Below are 19,078 nucleotides of genomic sequence, written 5' to 3'. Positions count from 1 at the left end.
CAACCATGCCCGGTCGGACGCGCGCTCATTACCCATGGGTTACCCCGGGGGGACCGGGGCGACGCCCCTGGTGGCCCCGCCCCGGGCGAGCACCCGGGCCAGCGATTCCACGACGTCGGGGTGGTAGTCGCGGGCGGTGCCGAGGCGGAGCCGCTCCAGGGCGCCCAGACCGCCGCCCGGGGTGGTCGCGGCGAGGTCGTCGTAGGCGTTCACGGTGCGCACGATCCGGGCGGTGAGCGGCTGGTCGCGGTACGGATCGGCCTGCCGCTCCACGACGAGGGCGACGGCCGCCGCGACGCCGGTCTGGCGGACCACGGCCCCGCCGAGCAGGGCGATCCGGCGCTGCTCGGCGGCCGGGAGGAGGGCGGTGGCGCCGCCCTCGACGGGGTCGACCAGGGAGAGCTGTCCGATGTCGTGCATGAGCGCCGCGTATTCGAGGACGGTCAGCTCGGCGCCGGACAGGCCCAGCTCACGGCCGACGGCGCGGCTGAGGTCGGCGACCCGGCGGGCGTGGCCCGGCGGGGTGCAGCCGGCGATCTCGGTGGCGCGGGCGAGGGAGGCGATGGTCTGCCGGTTGACCGTGCGCACGGCCGCGTACCGCCGGTAGGAGACCTGGGTGAGCAGCAGCGGCACGGCGAAGACGGGCAGCGCCCAGAGTCCGGCGACGGCGACGCCGAGGGCCATGACGGTGCCGGTGGCGCAGACGGCGGAGCCGATGCCGGGCAGCGCCCGCAGCTGCTCGCGCAGCAGCGGGCCGTAGGGGTGGCCGGTGCGGGCGCGGTGCAGCAGGGCGGCGAGGACGGCGTCACAGAGTGCGGTGAGGAGCAGCAGCAGGAGCAGGAAGAGGGCGTACGAGGGGCCGTGGCCGAGGCGGGCGGTGACGGTGCCCGCGTTGAAGAGCGGCTGGAAGCACAGGGCGGCGAAGCCGACGGTGAGGACCCGGCGGGCGAGCTGGTCGGCGCCGGGGCCGTGGCCTCGGGCCACGTGCGGGACGATCCCGGCGAGGCCGCCGGCCACGGCGACGGCGACGGTCTGCGGGACGCCGTGGGCGGTGCCGGCTCCGGCGTTCTCGCCGAGCAGGGCGTACGCGAGGGAGCCGGCGGCGGCGAGCGGGGCGGGTTCGCGCTCGCCGGGTCCGGCGCCCCAGCGGGCGAGCTCGCCGACGGCGATGAGGGCACCGAAGGCGAGGGCGGTGCCGGGTTCGGCGAGGCCGTGCCAGAGGGTGGCGGCGATCCCGGCGAGGGCCGCCAGCAGGGCGAGGGCGCGCACGGCGCCGACGGTGGCGCGGCCGGCGCTCACGCGGGCTCCCCGGCGGCCCCGGTCCGGGTCCCGGCCGGGGCGTCGGCCGCGGCGGCGGGGGTCCCGGCGGGCGGCGGGGTGCGCGGGCCGGGCAGCGGGCCGGCGGTCTCGTCGGCGGTGACCTCGCTCTGCCAGCCCTCGCGGGCCAGCGCCCGGCCGAGAGCGTCCACCATCCTCGGGTCGAACTGGGTGCCCGCGCACCGCGCCAGCTCGGCCAGGGCGGTGCCGACGGGCCGGGCGCGGCTGTAGGAGCGGGTGGAGGTCATGGCGTCGAAGGCGTCGGCGACGGCGACCACCCGGGCGTACTCGGGGATCTGGCGGCCCTTCAGCCCGTACGGGTAGCCGCTGCCGTCCATGCGTTCGTGGTGGTGGAGGATCGCGGTGCGGGCCTCGCCGAGGAAGCCGATGCCCCGGACCATCTCGTGGCCGTACTCGGGGTGGAGCTCGATGATCCGGCGCTCCTCCGGGGTGAGCGGGCCGTCCTTGCGGAGCACCCGGGTGGGGACGCCGAGCTTGCCGACGTCGTGGAGGATGCCGGCGAAGCGGACGACCTCCAGGCGCTCCTCGGCCATGCCGAGCTCCCGGGCGATCAGGACGGAGGCGCGGCCGACGCGTTCGCTGTGGCCGCGGGTGTAGCGGTCCTTGATGTCGACGGCCTGGACGAGGGCCCGGATGGTGGCCTGGTGGGCGGCGCGCTCGCGGTGGTACTGCGCGAAGACCCAGCAGGAGATGTACATGGGCAGCAGCACGAAGAGGGCGGCGACCGGCCCGTACGGGCTGCGCCACAGGACGCCCATCATGAGCCCGGCGAGGCCGTGCACGGCGTGCGGGGCGAGGGAGCGGCCGAGCAGTCCGCGCCAGGCGGCCTGGGGCGGGAGCTGTTCGACGGTGGCGCGGATGCCGCCGTCGAGGGCGGTGAGGGCGAGGCAGAGGGCGAGCGCGGCGGTGCTCGCGGGCAGCAGCGCGTACGGGAAGTCGGGGGTGTCGGGGCCGAGTCCGAGGGCGGCGCGGCAGTGGAAGAGCCGGGCGGCGTGGGCGGCGGCCCAGACGCCGAGGGCGAGCCGGGCGGCCCGCCAGACGCGGCGGGGGCCGCCGGGGGGCCGGTCCACCCGGGCGAGCAGGGCGCCGGGCAGGGCGGCGAGCGCGGCGGCGGAGGGCGGCAGGAGCAGCGCGGCGGCGATGAGGACCGGGAAGAAGGAGCCGGCGGTGAGCGGGAGGGGGTTCAGGTCCCGGCCGGTGAGCGGGCAGCGGGCGGGCAGCTCGCACAGCGCGTAGAGGGCGGCGAGGAGCAGGACGGTCCGCCAGGGGGTGGCGGCGCCGGGGCGTAACGCGGGCAGGACCGCCGCGACGGCGGCGAGCAGGGCGCAGCCGATGTACACGCGTGCCGTTCGCGGAATGACCTCGACGCCCATCACCCCCGCCACGCTAGCGATTCGGCGCGCCGGGAACCGGCCGCCGGGGGCGATTCGCACCATCGGGTGATACAAGCCGATGGACACACGGAAGGCCGGGCGAGCCGTGCTCGCCCGGCCTTGGGACGGAGGGGGTGCCGCCGCCCGGGTGCCTACCGCTCCTGGGGCTGCTCCTGCGGCTGCTCCTGGGGCGCGGCGGTGACGTCCTGTTCGGGCACGGTGTGGCCCGCGCGGATGAGGTCGATCCGGCCGAGCACCTTGGCCCGCAGGTCGACCGGGACGTCATCGCTGCCGCAGCAGCGCTTGACGAGCTTCTTCACCGCCTGTTCGAGTCCGTACTTCTCCAGGCAGGGGGAGCACTCCTCGAAGTGCACCTCGAACTTGGTGCAGTCGGTGTCGGGCATCTCCCTGTCGAGGAACTCGTAGAGATGGTCCAGGACCTCTGAGCAGTCCGTCTCGTGCGGATCTCCGCAGCTCATGAGCCCGAGCCTTTCAGATCGTGCGACTCTCCGGCGCCCGCGGGGACCAGCCCGCGGTCTCGGGCGTAGTCCTCGAGCATCCCGCGCAGCTGGCGGCGGCCCCGGTGCAGCCGGGACATCACCGTACCGATGGGTGTTCCCATGATGTCCGCGATCTCCTTGTACGCAAAGCCCTCGACATCGGCCAGATAGACGGCGATGCGGAACTCCTCGGGGATCGCCTGGAGCGCTTCCTTCACATCGGAGTCCGGGAGGTGGTCGAGCGCCTGCGACTCGGCGGAGCGCAGCCCCGTCGACATGTGGGACTCCGCGCGGGCGAGCTGCCAGTCCTCGATCTCCTCGGCGGCGGAGCGCTGGGGCTCACGCTGCTTCTTGCGGTACGAGTTGATGAAGGTGTTGGTGAGGATCCGGTACAGCCACGCCTTGAGGTTGGTGCCCTCGCGGAACTGGTGGAAGGAGCCGTACGCCTTGGCGTAGGTCTCCTGCACCAGGTCCTCGGCGTCCGCCGGGTTGCGCGTCATGCGCAGCGCCGCCGAGTACATCTGGTCGAGGTAGCCGAGGGCGTCCCGCTCGAAGCGCGCGTTGCGCTCCTCGGTCGTCTCCTCGGGGCCGTCGTCGGTCCCTGTGTCGGTCCCAGTGACCGGACCCACCTCCTCCAGCGCTGCGGCGAATCCGAACGCGGACCCGCTCGCTTCGGAGGATAGACGAGGAACCACCCCGTCCGCCGCCCGAGCAGGGGCGGTACGCGGCGAAGGCAGGACCGACCACTCCAGGTCAGCGGCCTGCGCGCGCTCGGGGCAGATGGTCGAACCCATGCGACGGACTCCCTCTTCCTTTGCTCTGGGGCACCGATGTCCCTCACAACAGCGGTCGCCCGCGCGGCATTCCCCTCGTGTCCGCCCGGTCACCGAAGTGACGTGACCCACGCGGTGACTTCACGCACGATCACCTCGACGGCCTCCTCCTGGGAGAGCGGGGCGCGCTTGGGTACGGCGAAGCCGTGGTCGCCGTAGGGCACCTCGGCGAGCGTGTACGGACCGGCCGGGAACTCCTCCGGCCTGCCGAAGGGGTCGTTGCCGCCCTGGACGACGAGGGTGGGCAGACCGGTGCCGAGGAGTTCGGCGGCGCGGGAGCGCTCCGGGCGGCCGGGCGGGTGCAGCGGGAAGCTGAGCGCGAGGACGGCGGCGGCGCCGAGCTCGGCGCCGGTGCGGCAGGCGACCCGGGCGCCGGCGCTGCGTCCTCCGGCGATCACCGGCGGGCCGGCGGCGGCGAGGGCGGGCCACAGGCCGCGCCAGCCGGTGTCGAGGGTCTTGGGCGCGGGCGCGACCTTCTTGCCGGCCACCCGCCAGGGCTGCTCGACGAGGGCCACGGTCACGTCGTGGGCGGGCAGCGCGGCGGCGAGGGCCGCCAGGTCGCGGGCCTCGACGCCGCCGCCCGCGCCGTGGCCCAGGGCGAGCACGGCGCGGGGCCTCTTCGCGGCGGCCCAGGTGATCCGGGCGTCCCCGGCTTCGGTCGGTACGGTCTCGGTCTTGGTCACGGGCCCATCCTGCCGCCCGCGCGGCACGGACCCCGGAAGCGGAGGGCCCCGGAAGCGGAGGGCCCCGGAAGCGGAAGACCTCGGAAGAGGTCGGAAGAGGTCAGAAGAGGGTGGTCTCCTCCGGGCCTTCCAGCTCCGTCAGCAGCTCGGGGCCGTTGTTGCGCACGTTGCTGACCGCCGTCGCCACCGGGTAGGCCCGCATGAGGCCCCCGGGCGGCGGGGCGAGCAGCGCGCGCAGCTCCTCCAGGCCGGCGGGGCGCGGGTCGAGCCAGGCGTCCCAGCGGTCGGGGGTGAGCATCAGCGGCATCCGGGGGTGGATGTCGGCGAGCGAGCGGGGGCCTTCGGCGGGGGCGACGCCCAGCGGGCCGGTCTCGGCCTCGGTGGTCACCACGGAGCAGGTCACCCACCAGGCGCCGGGGTCGGCGTCGGGCAGGGTCCGGTCGCGCCAGAACTCGTAGATCCCCGCCATCGCGAAGACCGTGCCGTCGGCGGGGGTCACGAAGTACGGCTGCTTGCGGGGCCGCTTCCGCTTCCCCGCGACCTCCAGGTCGCGCTCGTCCGCGCCGGTCACCCACTCGTAATAACCGTCGGCGGGCAGGATGCAGCGGCGGGCGGCGAACGCCTTCTTGAAGGAGGGCTTCTCGTGCAGGGTCTCCGCGCGGGCGTTGATCATCCGGGCGGCGCCCTCCGGGCTCTTCGCCCAGGACGGGACGAGTCCCCATTTCAGGGCGTGCATCTGGCGAACCGGCCGACGCGATTCCGCGTCTTTCAGAGGACGCTCCAGAATCGCGTAGACCTCCTTGGTCGGGGCCACGTTCCAGTCGGGGGCCAGGGTCTCCTCCGGCTCCCACTTCTCGACCTCGAAGACGTCCACCAGGTCCTCGGGGCGCCTGCTCGCCGCATACCGTCCGCACATGAGTGCCAGACTGCCACGGCCCCGCCCCCTACCGAGGAGCCCGTCCACAAGATGACCGAAGTCCTCGGCAGCCAGCCCGCGCCCGCCCAGTGGATCGTCATCGCCACCGCGGTCGCCGCGCTGGCCGCCGTCCTGCCCCGCCCGCTGTGGCGGCTGTCCCGCAACGCGGTCACCATCGCCCACGAGGGCGGCCACGGTCTCGTGGCGCTCGTCACCGGGCGGCGGCTGGAGTCGATCCGGCTGCACTCGGACACCAGCGGGCTCACCGTCACGCGCGGGCGGCCCACCGGCCTCGGCATGGTCCTGACGGCCGCCGCCGGCTACACCGCCGCCCCGCTGCTCGGCCTCGGCGGCGCCGCGCTGCTCGGCTCCGGCCGGGTCACCCTGCTGCTGTGGCTGGCCACGGCGCTGCTGGTGGCGATGCTGGTGATGGTCCGCAACGCGTACGGGATCTTCACCGTGCTGCTCACCGGCGGCGCCTTCCTCCTGGTGTCCTGGCTGACCGGCCCGGACGTGCAGGCGGTCTTCGCGTACGCCGTGGTGTGGTTCCTGCTGCTCGGCGGGGTCCGGCCGGCCTTCGAGCTACAGGCGAAGCGGCGCCACGGCGGCGCCCCCGACTCCGACGCGGACCAGCTCGGGCGGCTCACCCATGTGCACCCCACGGTGTGGCTCCTCTTCTTCCACGCCGTCTCGATCTGCGCCCTGATCGGCGGAGGACGCTGGCTCCTGGGCGTGTAGTCCCCCCGTAAAGTGAGGGCATGACCGAAAGCTCCGCGCCCACCGATCCGCTCACCGGCCTCTGGCCCGCCCCGTACGCCCGCGGCGCCGTCGACGCCACCGTCACCGTGCCCGGATCGAAGTCGGTCACCAACCGCGCCCTCGTGCTCGCCGCGCTCGCCGCCGAGCCCGGCTGGGTGCGCCGCCCGCTGCGCTCGCGCGACACCCTGCTGATGGCCGAGGCGCTGCGCACCCTCGGCGTGAAGATCGACGAGGGCGTGGGTCCGGACGGCTCCGGCGAGGCGTGGCGGGTCATCCCGGCCGGGCTGCGCGGCCCGGCGGCCGTGGACGTCGGCAACGCGGGCACGGTCATGCGCTTCCTGCCGCCGGTCGCGGCCCTCGCCGAGGGTCCGGTCCGCTTCGACGGCGACCCGCGCTCCCACGAGCGCCCGCTGCACGGGGTGATCGACGCGCTGCGCGCGCTCGGCGCCCGGATCGACGACGACGGGCGCGGCGCGCTGCCGATGACCGTGCACGGCGGCGGCTCCCTGGAGGGCGGTGTCGTGGAGATCGACGCCTCCTCGTCCTCCCAGTTCGTCAGCGCGCTGCTGCTGTCGGGCGCGCGCTTCAACCAGGGCGTGGAGGTGCGGCACGTCGGCGGGCGGCTGCCCTCGCTGCCGCACATCCGGATGACCGTCGACATGCTGCGGGCGGTCGGCGCGCAGGTCGACGAGCCGGAGCACGGCGGGCGGCCCGACGTGTGGCGGGTGGCCCCGTCGGCGCTGCTCGGGCGGGACCTGGTGGTCGAGCCCGACCTGTCCAACGCGCAGCCGTTCCTGGCCGCCGCGCTGGTCACCGGCGGCCGGGTGACCGTGCCGGACTGGCCGGCGCGCACCACCCAGCCCGGTGACGCGCTGCGGGAGATCTTCACCGCGATGGGCGGTTCCTGCGAGCTGACCGAGCGGGGCCTGACCTTCACCGGCACCGGCCGGATCCACGGCATCGACGTGGACCTGGGCGAGGTCGGCGAGCTGACCCCCGGCATCGCGGCGGTCGCGGCCCTCGCCGACTCCCCCTCCACCCTGCGCGGCGTCGCTCATCTGCGGCTGCACGAGACGGACCGGCTGGCGGCGCTGACCCGGGAGATCAACGGGCTGGGCGGCGACGTCACGGAGACCGAGGACGGGCTGCGCATCCGCCCGCGCCCGCTGCGCGGCGGCGTCTTCCACACGTACCACGACCACCGGATGGCGACCGCGGGCGCGCTGATCGGGCTGGCCGTGGAGGGCGTGGAGATCGAGAACGTGGCGACGACGGAGAAGACCTTGCCCGACTTCCCGAGGATGTGGACCGAAATGCTCGGGGTCTGAGCCATGCGGCGTTACGGGAAGCACACCGACGAGGACGACATCCGCCAGCGGCCCAACCGCAAGGGCAACCGTCCCCGCACCACCATCCGCCCCAAGCACGAGGACGCCGTCGAGGGCATGGTCCTCACCGTGGACCGGGGCCGGCTGACCTGCCTGGTCGAGGACCGGGTGGTGATGGCGATGAAGGCCCGCGAGCTGGGCCGCAAGGCCGCCGTGGTGGGCGACCGGGTCTCCCTGGTGGGCGATCTGTCGGGCGAGAAGGACACCCTGGCGCGGATCGTGCGGATCGGCGAGCGGAGCTCGGTGCTGCGCCGCACGGCCGACGACGACGACCCGTACGAGCGGGTGGTGGTGGCCAACGCCGACCAGCTCGCGATCGTGACCGCGCTCGCCGACCCGGAGCCGCGCCCGCGCCTGATCGACCGCTGTCTGGTGGCCGCCTACGACGGCGGGCTCTCCCCCTTCCTGGTGCTGACCAAGTCGGACCTGGCGCCGCCGTCGGCCCTGCTGGATCTCTACGGCGACCTGGACATCCCGTACGTGGTGGTCAACCGCGAGGAGCTGTACGACGGCGGGGCCGCCGACCGGGTGCGCGAGCACTTGGGCGACCGGGTGACGGCCTTCGTCGGGCACTCGGGCGTCGGCAAGACGACGCTGGTGAACGCGCTGGTGCCCCTGGAGCGGCGGCGGGTCACCGGGCATGTGAACGCGGTGACCGGGCGCGGCCGGCACACCACCACCTCGGCGCTCGCGCTGCCGCTGGACAAGGCCGGCGGCTGGGTCATCGACACGCCCGGCGTGCGCTCCTTCGGGCTGCACCACGTCGACCCCTCGCGGGTCATCCACGCCTTCCCGGACCTGGAGCCGGGTACCGAGAACTGCCCGCGCGCGTGCAGCCACGACGAGCCGGACTGCGCGCTGGACGCCTGGGTGGCGGAGGGCCACGCCGATCCGGCGCGGCTGTACTCGCTGCGCCGGCTGCTGGCGACCCGGGAGCGACGCGAGGGCGACTGAGCCGCGCGCGTTTACGGGCGCCCACGTCTGGTAAGTGCATAATCGCACCAAGTGAGACGAAGCAGTCACCGACGGCGTGGGAGGCACTGACGATGGCGTGGCTGCTGGTGGTGGTCGCGGGGATCCTGGAGACGGGCTTCGCGGTCTGCCTGAAGCTCTCGCACGGTTTCACCCGGCTGTGGCCGACGGTCGCCTTCGCGGCCTTCGCGCTCGGCAGCTTCGGCCTGCTGACCCTCGCGCTGCGCAAGCTGGACGTCGGTCCGGCGTACGCGGTGTGGACGGGGATCGGGGCGGCCGGGACGGCGATCTACGGGATGGTCTTCCTCGGCGACCTGGTCTCCACGCTCAAGATCGTCTCGATCTCGCTGGTGATCGTCGGCGTCATCGGGCTCCAGCTCTCCGGCTCGGCCCACTGACCCTCCGGGGCCACCGGACGCACGGGCTCTGCCACCACGAGGGAGAGCGCGAGCCGCAGCGCGAGCTCGCAGGAGCGCAGCGCCCCGGCGGGCCCGCCGCCGTCCCCGGCGGCGCGCGCGAGCAGCGCCGCCGCCGCCCGGTCCCTGGCCTGGCCGAGCAGCTCCCCCGGCGTCGGCACCCCCGCGTCGGCCCGCCGCTGCTCCGGCACGGGGGCGGGCCTGGCCCCGGTGCGCACCGGGCGCGGCGCGGGCAGCGGCTCGCCCCAGGCGCCGGTGAGCAGGGCCCGCAGCACGGGCCGGGCGGCGGCGGAGGCGACGGTCCACTCGGCGACGGCGACCAGCCGGCGGGCGGGCGGCCCCGGTTCGGCGAGGACGGCCTCGACGCCCCGCAGATAGCGGTCGGCCTCGCGCCGCGCGAGGGCGCGGGCGAGCCCCTCCTTGGAGCCGAACTCGTTGTAGAGGGTCTGGCGGGAGACCCGGGCGCGGACGGCGAGGTCCACCATCCGCACGGCGGACCAGGGCTGCGCGCCCAGGGCCGCGAGGGCCGCGTCGAGAAGGGTCTGGCGGGCAGTCGGCATCGTCGCCTCCAGCCAAGTCGGTACTGCGCTCAGCGTTGACGCCCGGCCACGGACTGTCAAGGGGCGGCGCCGGACCGTCCCGGTCCGGGGGATAGAGTGCGGCCCATGGCCGAATACCACGACGATCTGCGTCTGGCCCATGTCCTCGCGGATGCCGCGGACGCGGCCACGATGGACCGGTTCCAGGCGCTCGACCTGAAGGTCGAGACCAAGCCCGACATGACCCCGGTCAGCGAGGCCGACAAGGCCGCCGAGGAGCTGATCCGAGGTCAGCTCAAGCGCGCCCGCCCGCGCGACGCGATCCTCGGCGAGGAGTACGGCGTCGAGGGCACCGGCCCGCGCCGCTGGGTGATCGACCCGATCGACGGCACCAAGAACTACGTGCGCGGGGTGCCCGTCTGGGCGACCCTGATCGCGCTGATGGAGGCGGGCGAGACCGGGTTCCAGCCGGTCGTCGGCGTCGTCTCGGCGCCCGCCCTGGGCCGCCGCTGGTGGGCGGCGAAGGGGCTCGGCGCGTACACCGGCCGCAGCCTCGCCTCGGCGACCCGGATCGGGGTGTCGAAGGTCGGGCGCCTGGAGGACGCCTCCTTCGCGTACTCCAGCCTGACCGGCTGGGAGGAGCGGGGCCGGCTCGACGGCTTCCTCGACCTGAGCCGGGCGGTGTGGCGCACGCGCGCGTACGGCGACTTCTGGCCGTACATGATGGTCGCCGAGGGCTCGGTGGACCTGTGCGCGGAGCCGGAGCTGTCGCTGTGGGACATGGCGGCCACCGCGATCGTGGTCCAGGAGGCAGGCGGCACGTTCACCGGACTCGACGGCCGCCACGGCCCGCACAGCGGGGACGCGGCGGCGTCGAACGGGCTGCTGCACGGGGAGCTGCTCGGCCACCTCGGCGGCTGAGCGGCCCCCGCGCGAGGGCGGTGGGGCCGCCGGGCATCAGCCCAACTGCCACCACTGCCCGGCGTCGTCGTGGTCGCAGGCGGGGCGCGGTGCCCCGCCGGAACACCGCGCGCGGCGCGTGGCGCACGTGCTCCCCCGTACGCCACGCGCGCCCCCTTGTTGGGTGCGCGGGCCGGTGTCACTCTGAGACTCCCCCCACTTGTGAACTTGTGAAAAAGTTCTCGAACAGGAGGTGGTCCCCTCCATGCTCGTCCGTGACGCCATGAGCACGGTGGTCCTCACCATCGGCCCGGCCCATACCCTCCGCCAGGCGGCCCGCCTGATGTCCGCGCGGCGCGTCGGCGCCGCGATCGTCCTCGACACCGACACCTGCGGACTCGGCATCCTGACCGAGCGCGACATCCTCAACGCGATCGGCCGGGACCGGAACCCCGACCACGAGACGGCGGACGCCCACACCACCCGGGACGTCGTCTTCGCCGCCCCGACCTGGACGCTGACCGAGGCGGCGGAGGCGATGACCCGAGGCGGCTTCCGGCACCTGGTGGTGCTGGACGACCACGGGCCGGTCGGCATCGTCTCCGTACGCGACATCATCCGCTGCTGGATGCCGGCGCACAGCGCCGCCTGACCAGGCGGGAGGGCCGGACCCCCGTACGGATACGGGAATCCGGCCCTCCACTGCCCACGGCAGGCGGTCTCAGCCGCGCAGGGCCTGGACCGCGGCGTCGAGCCGCTTGCCGAAGTCGCCGTCCGCCTTACGGAAGTTGCCGATCGCGCGCTCGGCGATGTCGTCGCGCGAGACCTTGGCGATGAAGCCCGCCAGGTTCTCCACCAGGCGGCTTTTCTCGTCCTCGGACATCAGCCGGTAGAGGTCGCCCGCCTGGACGAAGTCGTCGTCCTCGGCGTGCGAGGGCGCGGCGCTCTCGCCGGTGAGCCCGGTGACGGCCGAGCCGGACCACAGCGGGCGGCCGGTCTGCTGGGGGCCGCCGAAGCTGTTGGGCTCGTAGTTCTTCTCGCCGCCGTGCCGGCCGTCGTAGAGGAAGCCGTCGCGGGAGTGGGTGCGCGCCTCGGTGGCGTGCGGGCGGTTCACCGGCAGGTGGTCGGCGTTGATGCCGACGCGGTAGCGGTGGGCGTCGCCGTAGGCGAAGAGGCGGCCCTGGAGCATCTTGTCCGGGGACGGGCCGATGCCGGGCACGAAGTGCGCCGGGGAGAAGATCGACTGCTCGACCTCGGCGAAGACGTTCCGCGGGTTGCGGTTGAGCTCCAGCTTGCCGATCTCGATCGGCGGGTAGTCCTCGTGCGGCCACACCTTGGTGAGGTCGAAGGGGTTGAAGCGGTAGGCCGCCGCGTCGGCCGCCGGCATGATCTGCACCTGCACGGTCCAGGTCGGGAAGTCGCCGCGCTCGATGGACTCGCGCAGGTCGCGCTGGTGCGAGTCGGGGTCCTCGCCGGCGAGACGGTTGGCCTCGGCCTGGGTGAGGTTCTTGATCCCCTGGTCGGTCTTGAAGTGGTACTTGACCCAGAAGACCTCGCCGGCCTCGTTGTTCCACTGGAAGGTGTGCGAGCCGTAGCCGTTCATGTGGCGGTACGAGGCGGGGATGCCCCGGTCGCCGAAGAGCCAGGTCACCTGGTGCGTGGACTCGGGGCTCAGCCCCCAGAAGTCCCAGACGTTGTCCGCCTCCTGGGAGCCGGTGTACGGGTCGCGCTTCTGGGTGTGGATGAAGTCGGGGAACTTGATGGCGTCCTTGATGAAGAACACCGGGGTGTTGTTGCCGACGAGGTCGTAGTTGCCCTCCTCGGTGTAGAACTTCAGCGCCCACCCGCGCGGGTCGCGCACGGCGTCCGCCGCGCCGAGGTTGCCCGCGACAGTCGAGAAGCGCAGGAAGGTCTCGGTCTCCTTGCCGATCTCGGAGAGGAAGGCGGCCCTGGTGTACGCCGTGACGTCGGCGGTCACCGTGAAGGTGCCGTAGGCGCCCGCGCCGCGCGCGTGGACCACGCGCTCCGGGATGCGCTCGCGGTTGAAGTGCGCCAGCTTCTCCAGCAGCAGCTGGTCCTGGAGCAGGACCGGACCGCCGATGCCCGCGGTCTCGCTGTTCTGGTTGTCGGCGACCGGCGCCCCGGCCTCGGTGGTGAGCGGTCCCTGCGTCACGTGCGCCTCCTGCGTCGGTTGTGCGGCAAACCCGCGAGCCCTGTCCTGAGCCTCAGCTTGTACTCGACCCTACAATAGACAATGTCTAAGTCAAGTTACCTTCCAAAGTCACACCCGTTCGGGACTTGCTCCCCTTGACTGTTAGGCTGACCCCATGAGTGACCTGTTGGAACGACTGCGCGGCCGAGGCTGGCGCATGACCGCGCAGCGACGCGTCGTCGCGGAGGTCCTCGACGGGGATCACATGCACCTGACCGCCGACGAGGTCCACGCCCGCGCCGTCGCGAAGCTGCCCGAGATCTCCCGGGCGACCGTGTACAACACGCTGGGCGAGATGGTCACGCTCGGCGAGGTGCTGGAGGTCGCCACCGACGGCCGCGCCAAGCGCTACGACCCCAACGCCCACCGGCCGCACCAGCACCTGGTCTGCGCCCGCTGCGGCGCGATCCGCGACGTGCACCCGGGCGGCGACCCGCTGGCGGACCTGCCCGCCACGGAGCGCTTCGGCTTCACCATCTCGAACGTCGAGGTCACGTACCGAGGCATCTGCCCGAGCTGCGCGACGACCGCCTAGCCACGCGCACCCGCACCTACGGGAGAGCCCCCGCCGGACCGGCGGGGGCTCTCTCGTTTCCGCAGGCGCCACCACGGCCCCGGGAACGCCGAAGGCCCGGATCCGTTTCCGGATCCGGGCCTTCGGGCTACTGAGTAGCGGGGACAGGATTTGAACCTGCGACCTCTGGGTTATGAGCCCAGCGAGCTACCGAGCTGCTCCACCCCGCGTCGGTGAACACAACCTTACGGGACCGTTCGGAGCAGGGCAAATCAGTTGTCCGGGTGACGGGTGTGCCGCCCGTTACGCCGTGAGCTCCTGGTGCAGCGCCTCGCTCAGTCGCGCCGCCCGCTCCGCGACCTCCGCCGGGCCGAGCTCCACCGCGCGGGCGCACCAGCGGCGCCCCTCGGTGAGCTCACCGCGCCGCGCCGCGAGCAGGGCGAGGCGCAGCGCGGCCCGGCCGTGCCCGGCGTGCGCCGCGCGCGTCCACCACAGCGCCGCCTCCCGCTCGCCGCCCTCGCGCGCGAGCAGCAGCCCGAGGTTGAAGGCGCCGTTGCGGGAGCCCGCCTCGGCCGCCTCCCGGTACCAGCGGGCGGCCGCGGCGACGTCGCCGCGCCCGGCGGCGAGCATCCCGACCCGCACCTGGGCGCGCCGGTGCCCCTGCTGCGCGGCCCGCTCGTACCACTCCTCGCACTCGCTCTTCTCCTCGCGCGGCGCGCCGAGCACCTGCGGGCCGGGCGCCGGGCGGCGCGCGTCGAGGACCGAGGCGAGCCGGAAGGCCGCCTCGGCGCTGCCGCCGCCCGCGGCGCAGCGCAGGTGGCGCTCGGCGCCCTGCTCGTCGCCGTCGCGCAGGCAGGCGATGCCGACCTGGAGCGCGGCCTCGGTGTGCCCGGCCGCGGCGGCCCGCTCGTACCAGCTCAGCGCCGTGCGGTCGTCGTCGCGGCCCGCGTGCAGGATGCCGAGGTTGAAGGCGGCGTCGACGCTGCCGGCCTCGGCCGCCTTGGAGAACCAGGGCTCGGCGCCGCCCGCGTCCCCGGCCTGGAGCAGCAGCACGGCGAGCGCGTTGGCCGCCTCGCGGTGTCCGGCGTAGGCCGCCCGGCGGTACCACTGCTCGGCCTGGGCGGTGCGCTCCTGCGCGGCGCAGAGCAGGCCCAGGTTGTAGGCGCCGTTGACGTCGCCCGCGTCCATGGCCGCGCGGTACCAGCGCTCGGCGGTCTGCTGCTCCCCGCGCGCGGCGTGCAGCGCGCCCAGCGCGTTGGCCGCGTTGCCGTCGCCGTCCTGGGCGGCGCGCAGCCACCACACGGCGGCGCTCTCCTCGTCGCCGGCGTCGCGCAGCAGGAAGCCCAGCGCGCAGGCGGCCTTGGCCTCGCCGTCCTTGGCGGAGGTCAGGTACCAGCGGCCGGCCTCCTTGAGCTCGCCGCGCTTCTCCAGGAGGACGCCCAGGTGCAGGGCGGCCCGCCGGTGGCCGCGCGCGGCGGCCTGCCGGAACCACTGCTCGGCCTCGGCGAGCCCGCTCTTGGGCGCGGGCGCCCCGTCCCCGGCGGGCACGGGGCCGTCGGCGGCGGTGCGCAGCCCGGTGGCGGTGTCGTAGGTGTGCGGGCCTCGGACCGGCTCGGTGGCCCGCCGCTCCAGGGAGAGCGCCAGCCGGTAGGCGGCCTCGCGGTGCCCCTGCTCGGCGGCGGCGCGCAGCCAGCGCTCGGCGCCGACGTCGCTGCGGTGCTCCAGCAGGTCGGCGAGGGCGTACGCGCCGAGCGCGTGCCCCTGCTCGGCGGACTGGCGCAGCCAGTACTCGGCGCCGGGCTCGTCGCCACGCTCGCGGTGGTGGCGTCCGAGGGCGTGCGCGGCGGGCGCGGAGCCGGCGACGGCGGCGACCCGCCACCAGCCGGCGGCCTCGTCCGGGTAGCCGCGCTGGTGCAGCAGCACGCCCAGGTTGTTCGCGGCGGCACGGTCGCCCTCGGCGGTGGCACCGCGCAGATACGGCTCGGCGGCGTCCAGGTCGCCGCGGCGCAGCAGCAGTGCGCCGAGGACGCTCATCGCGGCGGCGTCGCCGTTCTCGGCGGCACGCCGGTGGCGGGCCTCGGTCTCGGCCTCGGTCTCGTCTGCGGCAGTGGTGTCGACGGTCTCATCGACGGCCCCCGCGGCCTCGATGATCTCGTCTGCGGCGTTTCTCGCGTGCCGCTGCACAAACCGCCCTGTCTCCAACAGAGTTGCCCTGTCCCCCATAAATACCATCGTCGCACCACCCGCAACCCGCGTACACCTGGTATAGCTCAGCCGGTGAGGTCACTTCAGCGTTTTGTCGACATGCCCACAGAGAGACAAGTCAAACACGAATCGCACCAACTCGCCCCCTCTGCACCGCCCTTCGGGCCACTCTGCTCCTCCCTGGACATGACGAAGGCCCGAATCCAGATGGATCCGGGCCTTCCTCTTCAGTAGCGGGGACAGGATTTGAACCTGCGACCTCTGGGTTATGAGCCCAGCGAGCTACCGAGCTGCTCCACCCCGCGTCGGTGAATACAACCTATCACGACGCGGGGGCGGAGCCTTCCGGCGGGCGTCAGCCGCCCGGACTCGCCGGCGGGCTGGCCGTCGAGCTCGGGGTCGTCTTCGGCGCGGGCTTGGCCCCGGAGGCCGGGGCCTGGAGCTTCGCCCCCGCGTCCGCGGCCCGCTGGAGCGCGCCCTGCAGGGCCTCCTGCGCCTTGCCGTACGCCGCCCAGTCCTGCTTCTGCAGGGCCGCCTGGCCGTCGTCGTACGCCTTCTGGGCGTCCGCGATGGCCTGCTTCAGCGCGGCGTCGTTGCTCGCCGGCGGGGTCGGCTGCGTCGGCTTGGTGGTGCCCGGCGGCTGGGTCGGCGGCGGGTTGTTGCCCTCGACCCCGAAGACCGCGTTCAGCGCCTCCGTGAGGGTGTTCTCGAACACCGTGGTGTCCTTGGTGGTGTCGCCGTCCGGCTGGTCCGCGTCCACATAGGACACCGCGACCTTCTTCAGCAGCGGGTACTGCGCGTTGCGGCCCTGGGCGTACACCGGCTCCACGTACAGGAAGCCGCCGTCGAGCGGCACCGTCAGCAGGTTGCCGTAGAGGATGTCGGAGTCGGCACCCTTCATGTCACGCACGAAGGTCGCCACCGACGGGAGGCTGTTGAGCTTGTTCTGCACCTGCTGGGGTCCGGGGACGTCCGAGGTGACTCTCAGCAGCCTTATCTTGCCGTAGTCCTTGCTGTTGGCATCGGCGTCCACCGCCATGAAGGCGCCCAGGTTGGGCCGGCCCGCCGGGGTGAACGTCGTCGTCAGCGAGAACTGCTCGGACGACTCCCCGGGCATCTTCATGCTCAGGTAGTACGGCGGGACCGCGTTGCCGTCCTTGTTGGTCGGGTCGTCCGGCACCTGCCAGGCGTCCGAGCCGCTGTAGAACTGCGCCGGGTCCTGGACGTGGTAGCGGGTGAGCAGCTCGCGCTGGACCTTGAACATGTCCTGCGGGTACCGCAGGTGCTTCATCAGGTCCTGACCGATCTCCGAACGGTCCTTGACCGTGCCGGGGAAGGCCTTCATCCAGGTCTTCAGGACCGGGTCCCGCTCGTCCCACTGGTAGAGCTTCACCGTGCCGTCGTAGGCGTCGACGGTGGCCTTCACCGAGTTGCGGATGTAGTTGACCTGGTTCTCCTGGGCGACGACCGCGCGCTGCTGGTTGCCGACCGTCAGGGAGTCCGCCGTGGTGTCGCCCAGCGTGGTGCGCGAGGCGTACGGGTAGCCGTTGGTGGTCGTGTACGCGTCGACGATCCACTGGATGCGTCCGTCCACGACCGCCGGGTAGGCGTCGCCGTCGATGGTCAGCCAGGGGGCGACCGCCTCGACGCGCTCCTTCGGCGTGCGGTTGTACAGGATCCGCGAGCCCTCGCCGATGGCCCCCGAGTAGAGGATCTGCGGCTCGCTGAAGGCGACGGCGTAGGCCGCGCGGTTGAAGGCGTTGGAGAGGCTGACCCCGCTGTTGCCCTGGTAGCTGGTGGTCTTCTCGCCGTTCTCCTCGTAGTCGAGCTCCTTCTGGGGCCCGCCCACGATCGAGTACTGGTCGGTCTTCTCGCCGTAGTAGATGCGCTGCTCGTACGGGCCGAGCGTGCCCGTGGTGGGCAGCCCGGACTCGGTGAAGACCGGCGAGCCGTTGGCGTCCGTCTGGGTGCCCGCGGCCATGATGGCGCCGTAGCCGTGGGTGTAGGTGAAGTGGTCGTTGATCCAGTTCCGCTTCGGGATGCCCTTGATGTTGAGCTCACGCAGACCGACGACGGTGTCCTTGCCGTCGTAGCGGTCGACGTCCAGGGTCAGCGGGAACTGGTAGTACTTCCGCTTCTGCTCCAGCTGCTGGAAGGTCGGCGACACGACGTTCGGGTCGATCAGCCGGTAGCTGGCGGCCGTGTCGGCGTCCGCGCGGAGCTGGTCCTTGGCCTTGACCGTCGACTTGCCCGAGTAGTTCTCCGGCTTGGTGGTGTCGATGTCGTACGCCTTGCGCGTCGCGTCGATGTTCTTCTGGATGTACGGCGCTTCCTTGGCCTGCTCGTTCGGCTGGACCTGGAACTTCTGCACGATGGCCGGGTACAGGCCGCCGATCAGGATCGCCGAGAGCACCATCAGGCCGAAGCCGATCACCGGCAGCTGCCAGGTGCGCCGCCACAGGGTGGCGAAGAAGAGCAGGGCGCAGATCACCGCGATGCAGAACAGGATCGTCTTCGCCGGAAGGTAGGCGTTGGCGTCCACGTACCGCAGACCGGTCCAGTTGCCGGTGGCCTTGAAGTCGCTGGACTTCACCGCGAGGCCGTACCGGTCCAGCCAGTACGCCACGGCCTTCAGCGACACGAAGACGCCGAGCAGCACCGACAGGTGCCCGGTCGCCGCCGCCGTGGCGCGGGCGCCCGGGCTGGTGACCCGCAGGCCGCCGTACAGGTAGTGCGTGAGGGCCGCCGCGATCAGCGAGAGCACCGTGGCGCCGAAGCCGAAGGCGAGCAGGAAGCGGTACCAGGGCAGGTCGAAGGCGTAGAACGCCACGTCCAGCTGGAACTGCGGGTCCTTCTGCCCGAAGGAGACCCCGTTCACCCACTGCAGCCAGGTGCGCCACTGCCCGGAGGCGGAGGCGCCCGCGATCAGGGCCACCAGGGCCGTGACGGCGAGCAGCACCCACTTCTTGAAGGGGGCGAGTCCCATCCGGTAGCGGTCGAGGCTCTGCTGCTCCAGCGACATCGCGCTCAGCGGCGGCCGCAGCCGGTAGGCCAGCCAGATGTTCAGCCCGACGGCCAGTCCCATGAGCAGGCCGAAGACCAGGAAGAGCCCGATCTTGGTCCACAGCGTGGTGGTGAACACGGACGAGTAGTGGACCGACCGGAACCAGAGCCAGTCCGTCCAGAACCCGGCGAACATCACGAACAGCATGGCGAGGACGGCCAGCACGCCCAGCGTCATCAGCAGCGTACGGGCCCGCCGGGACGGCCGGCCGACTCTGATCCTTGGCCCGGACGGGCCTGTGCCGCCTCCGCGGTCCGGCATCTGGAAAGCCAACGTGCGCCCCTCGAGGTTGATGCGTCGATAAGCAGGCTCCGCGATCGTAGAGCCCACTGATGCAACTTACTGAGGCTTTACCGAGTTCCCGCGGGCCCCGGCGTTTCCCACTCCGGAGAAGTCCCGGCGGGATCCGGGAGGTGTCCGCGAGGAGCCCGGGAGGAGTCCGGGCGCCGGAGGAGGCAGGATGTTG

17 protein-coding genes and 2 tRNA genes are annotated in these 19,078 nt (G+C 73.1%); 7 read left to right on the top strand and 12 right to left on the bottom strand.

Features of this window, described 5'->3' with window-relative positions:
- Nucleotides 1-39 precede the first annotated feature (39 nt).
- The 6 genes from ACZ6J5_RS27655 to ACZ6J5_RS27630 all read right to left on the bottom strand — a co-directional run bounded on the left by ACZ6J5_RS27655 (nt 40) and on the right by ACZ6J5_RS27630 (nt 5,643).
- Nucleotides 40-1,299, bottom strand: coding sequence for an HD-GYP domain-containing protein (locus ACZ6J5_RS27655; RefSeq protein WP_469395945.1), 1,260 nt, complete (start codon nt 1,297-1,299; stop codon nt 40-42).
- Nucleotides 1,296-2,711, bottom strand: a complete 1,416-nt coding sequence (locus tag ACZ6J5_RS27650; protein WP_469396079.1) for an HD-GYP domain-containing protein — start codon at nt 2,709-2,711, stop codon at nt 1,296-1,298. Before ACZ6J5_RS27650 ends, ACZ6J5_RS27655 begins: the two co-directional genes overlap by 4 nt.
- A gap of 152 nt (nt 2,712-2,863) precedes the next feature.
- Entirely contained in the window at nt 2,864-3,190 is a 327-nt protein-coding gene (rsrA, locus tag ACZ6J5_RS27645) for a mycothiol system anti-sigma-R factor (protein WP_469395944.1), read from the bottom strand.
- Entirely contained in the window at nt 3,187-3,840 is a 654-nt protein-coding gene (locus tag ACZ6J5_RS27640; RefSeq protein WP_046907349.1) for a sigma-70 family RNA polymerase sigma factor, read from the bottom strand. Before ACZ6J5_RS27640 ends, rsrA begins: the two co-directional genes overlap by 4 nt.
- 254 nt (nt 3,841-4,094) lie before the next feature.
- Nucleotides 4,095-4,727, bottom strand: a complete 633-nt coding sequence (locus tag ACZ6J5_RS27635) for an alpha/beta hydrolase family protein (protein WP_469395942.1) — start codon at nt 4,725-4,727, stop codon at nt 4,095-4,097.
- Between the two features lie 100 nt (nt 4,728-4,827).
- Nucleotides 4,828-5,643, bottom strand: coding sequence for an SOS response-associated peptidase (locus tag ACZ6J5_RS27630; protein ID WP_469395940.1), 816 nt, complete (start codon nt 5,641-5,643; stop codon nt 4,828-4,830).
- Between the two features lie 51 nt (nt 5,644-5,694).
- On the opposite strand from ACZ6J5_RS27630, the gene ACZ6J5_RS27625 reads away from it, so the two are divergent.
- The 4 genes from ACZ6J5_RS27625 to ACZ6J5_RS27610 all read left to right on the top strand — a co-directional run bounded on the left by ACZ6J5_RS27625 (nt 5,695) and on the right by ACZ6J5_RS27610 (nt 9,160).
- Nucleotides 5,695-6,381 carry a M50 family metallopeptidase gene (locus ACZ6J5_RS27625; protein WP_469395938.1) on the top strand — a complete coding sequence of 229 codons (687 nt, stop codon included), beginning with the start codon at nt 5,695-5,697 and terminating at the stop codon, nt 6,379-6,381.
- A gap of 20 nt (nt 6,382-6,401) precedes the next feature.
- Complete coding sequence (aroA, locus tag ACZ6J5_RS27620; protein WP_469395937.1) at nt 6,402-7,730, top strand: 3-phosphoshikimate 1-carboxyvinyltransferase; 1,329 nt, start codon at nt 6,402-6,404, stop codon at nt 7,728-7,730.
- A 3-nt stretch (nt 7,731-7,733) separates the two neighbouring features.
- Nucleotides 7,734-8,744 carry a ribosome small subunit-dependent GTPase A gene (rsgA, locus tag ACZ6J5_RS27615; RefSeq protein ID WP_469395936.1) on the top strand — a complete coding sequence of 337 codons (1,011 nt, stop codon included), beginning with the start codon at nt 7,734-7,736 and terminating at the stop codon, nt 8,742-8,744.
- 92 nt (nt 8,745-8,836) lie between these two features.
- Entirely contained in the window at nt 8,837-9,160 is a 324-nt protein-coding gene (locus ACZ6J5_RS27610; protein WP_132913642.1) for a DMT family transporter, read from the top strand.
- Here the strand turns inward: ACZ6J5_RS27610 and ACZ6J5_RS27605 are convergent.
- On the bottom strand, nt 9,052-9,738 hold the full coding sequence (locus ACZ6J5_RS27605) for a TetR/AcrR family transcriptional regulator (protein ID WP_469395934.1): 687 nt from the start codon (nt 9,736-9,738) through the stop codon (nt 9,052-9,054). The genes ACZ6J5_RS27610 and ACZ6J5_RS27605 overlap by 109 nt on opposite strands.
- Nucleotides 9,739-9,843: 105 nt before the next feature.
- Between ACZ6J5_RS27605 and hisN the strand changes: the two genes are divergently transcribed.
- Both hisN and ACZ6J5_RS27595 read left to right on the top strand, forming a co-directional pair.
- The gene (gene hisN, locus ACZ6J5_RS27600) at nt 9,844-10,638 is read left to right on the top strand and encodes a histidinol-phosphatase (RefSeq protein ID WP_469395932.1); all 795 of its coding nucleotides are present in this window, start codon (nt 9,844-9,846) and stop codon (nt 10,636-10,638) included.
- Nucleotides 10,639-10,882: 244 nt separating this feature from the next.
- A complete protein-coding gene (locus ACZ6J5_RS27595; protein WP_469395931.1) occupies nt 10,883-11,269 on the top strand; it encodes a CBS domain-containing protein in 387 nt (128 codons plus the stop codon).
- Nucleotides 11,270-11,338: 69 nt separating this feature from the next.
- Here ACZ6J5_RS27595 and ACZ6J5_RS27590 read toward each other — a convergent pair whose 3' ends face one another.
- Nucleotides 11,339-12,790, bottom strand: coding sequence for a catalase (locus tag ACZ6J5_RS27590; RefSeq protein WP_469395929.1), 1,452 nt, complete (start codon nt 12,788-12,790; stop codon nt 11,339-11,341).
- Nucleotides 12,791-12,944: 154 nt separating this feature from the next.
- Here ACZ6J5_RS27590 and ACZ6J5_RS27585 point away from each other — a divergent pair, with 154 nt between their 5' ends.
- Nucleotides 12,945-13,364, top strand: coding sequence for a Fur family transcriptional regulator (locus ACZ6J5_RS27585; RefSeq protein WP_469395928.1), 420 nt, complete (start codon nt 12,945-12,947; stop codon nt 13,362-13,364).
- 135 nt (nt 13,365-13,499) lie between these two features.
- Here the strand turns inward: ACZ6J5_RS27585 and ACZ6J5_RS27580 are convergent.
- From ACZ6J5_RS27580 to ACZ6J5_RS27565, 4 genes are all read right to left on the bottom strand, one after another.
- Nucleotides 13,500-13,573, bottom strand: a tRNA-Met gene (locus ACZ6J5_RS27580).
- A 73-nt stretch (nt 13,574-13,646) separates the two neighbouring features.
- Entirely contained in the window at nt 13,647-15,575 is a 1,929-nt protein-coding gene (locus ACZ6J5_RS27575) for a tetratricopeptide repeat protein (protein ID WP_469395926.1), read from the bottom strand.
- 204 nt (nt 15,576-15,779) lie between these two features.
- Nucleotides 15,780-15,853 (bottom strand) — tRNA-Met (locus tag ACZ6J5_RS27570).
- Nucleotides 15,854-15,903: 50 nt separating this feature from the next.
- Nucleotides 15,904-18,873 (bottom strand): UPF0182 family membrane protein, encoded by a 2,970-nt coding sequence (locus ACZ6J5_RS27565; protein WP_469395925.1) that lies wholly within the window; start codon nt 18,871-18,873, stop codon nt 15,904-15,906.
- Nucleotides 18,874-19,078 lie beyond the last annotated feature (205 nt).

This window comes from Streptomyces sp. NPDC042100 (assembly GCF_055582325.1).
Note: the sequence above shows the minus strand (reverse complement) of the source record. Positions and strands in the feature narration are given on the sequence as shown.

Coding starts and splice junctions, on each gene's coding strand:
- ACZ6J5_RS27650 (WP_469396079.1), bottom strand. CDS start 2,711: ATGGGCGTCGAGGTCATTCCGCGAACGGCACGCGTGTACATCGGCTGC.
- rsrA (WP_469395944.1), bottom strand. CDS start 3,190: ATGAGCTGCGGAGATCCGCACGAGACGGACTGCTCAGAGGTCCTGGAC.
- ACZ6J5_RS27630 (WP_469395940.1), bottom strand. CDS start 5,643: ATGTGCGGACGGTATGCGGCGAGCAGGCGCCCCGAGGACCTGGTGGAC.
- ACZ6J5_RS27625 (WP_469395938.1), top strand. CDS start 5,695: ATGACCGAAGTCCTCGGCAGCCAGCCCGCGCCCGCCCAGTGGATCGTC.
- aroA (WP_469395937.1), top strand. CDS start 6,402: ATGACCGAAAGCTCCGCGCCCACCGATCCGCTCACCGGCCTCTGGCCC.
- rsgA (WP_469395936.1), top strand. CDS start 7,734: ATGCGGCGTTACGGGAAGCACACCGACGAGGACGACATCCGCCAGCGG.
- ACZ6J5_RS27610 (WP_132913642.1), top strand. CDS start 8,837: ATGGCGTGGCTGCTGGTGGTGGTCGCGGGGATCCTGGAGACGGGCTTC.
- ACZ6J5_RS27605 (WP_469395934.1), bottom strand. CDS start 9,738: ATGCCGACTGCCCGCCAGACCCTTCTCGACGCGGCCCTCGCGGCCCTG.
- hisN (WP_469395932.1), top strand. CDS start 9,844: ATGGCCGAATACCACGACGATCTGCGTCTGGCCCATGTCCTCGCGGAT.
- ACZ6J5_RS27595 (WP_469395931.1), top strand. CDS start 10,883: ATGCTCGTCCGTGACGCCATGAGCACGGTGGTCCTCACCATCGGCCCG.
- ACZ6J5_RS27585 (WP_469395928.1), top strand. CDS start 12,945: ATGAGTGACCTGTTGGAACGACTGCGCGGCCGAGGCTGGCGCATGACC.
- ACZ6J5_RS27575 (WP_469395926.1), bottom strand. CDS start 15,575: ATGGTATTTATGGGGGACAGGGCAACTCTGTTGGAGACAGGGCGGTTT.
- ACZ6J5_RS27565 (WP_469395925.1), bottom strand. CDS start 18,873: ATGCCGGACCGCGGAGGCGGCACAGGCCCGTCCGGGCCAAGGATCAGA.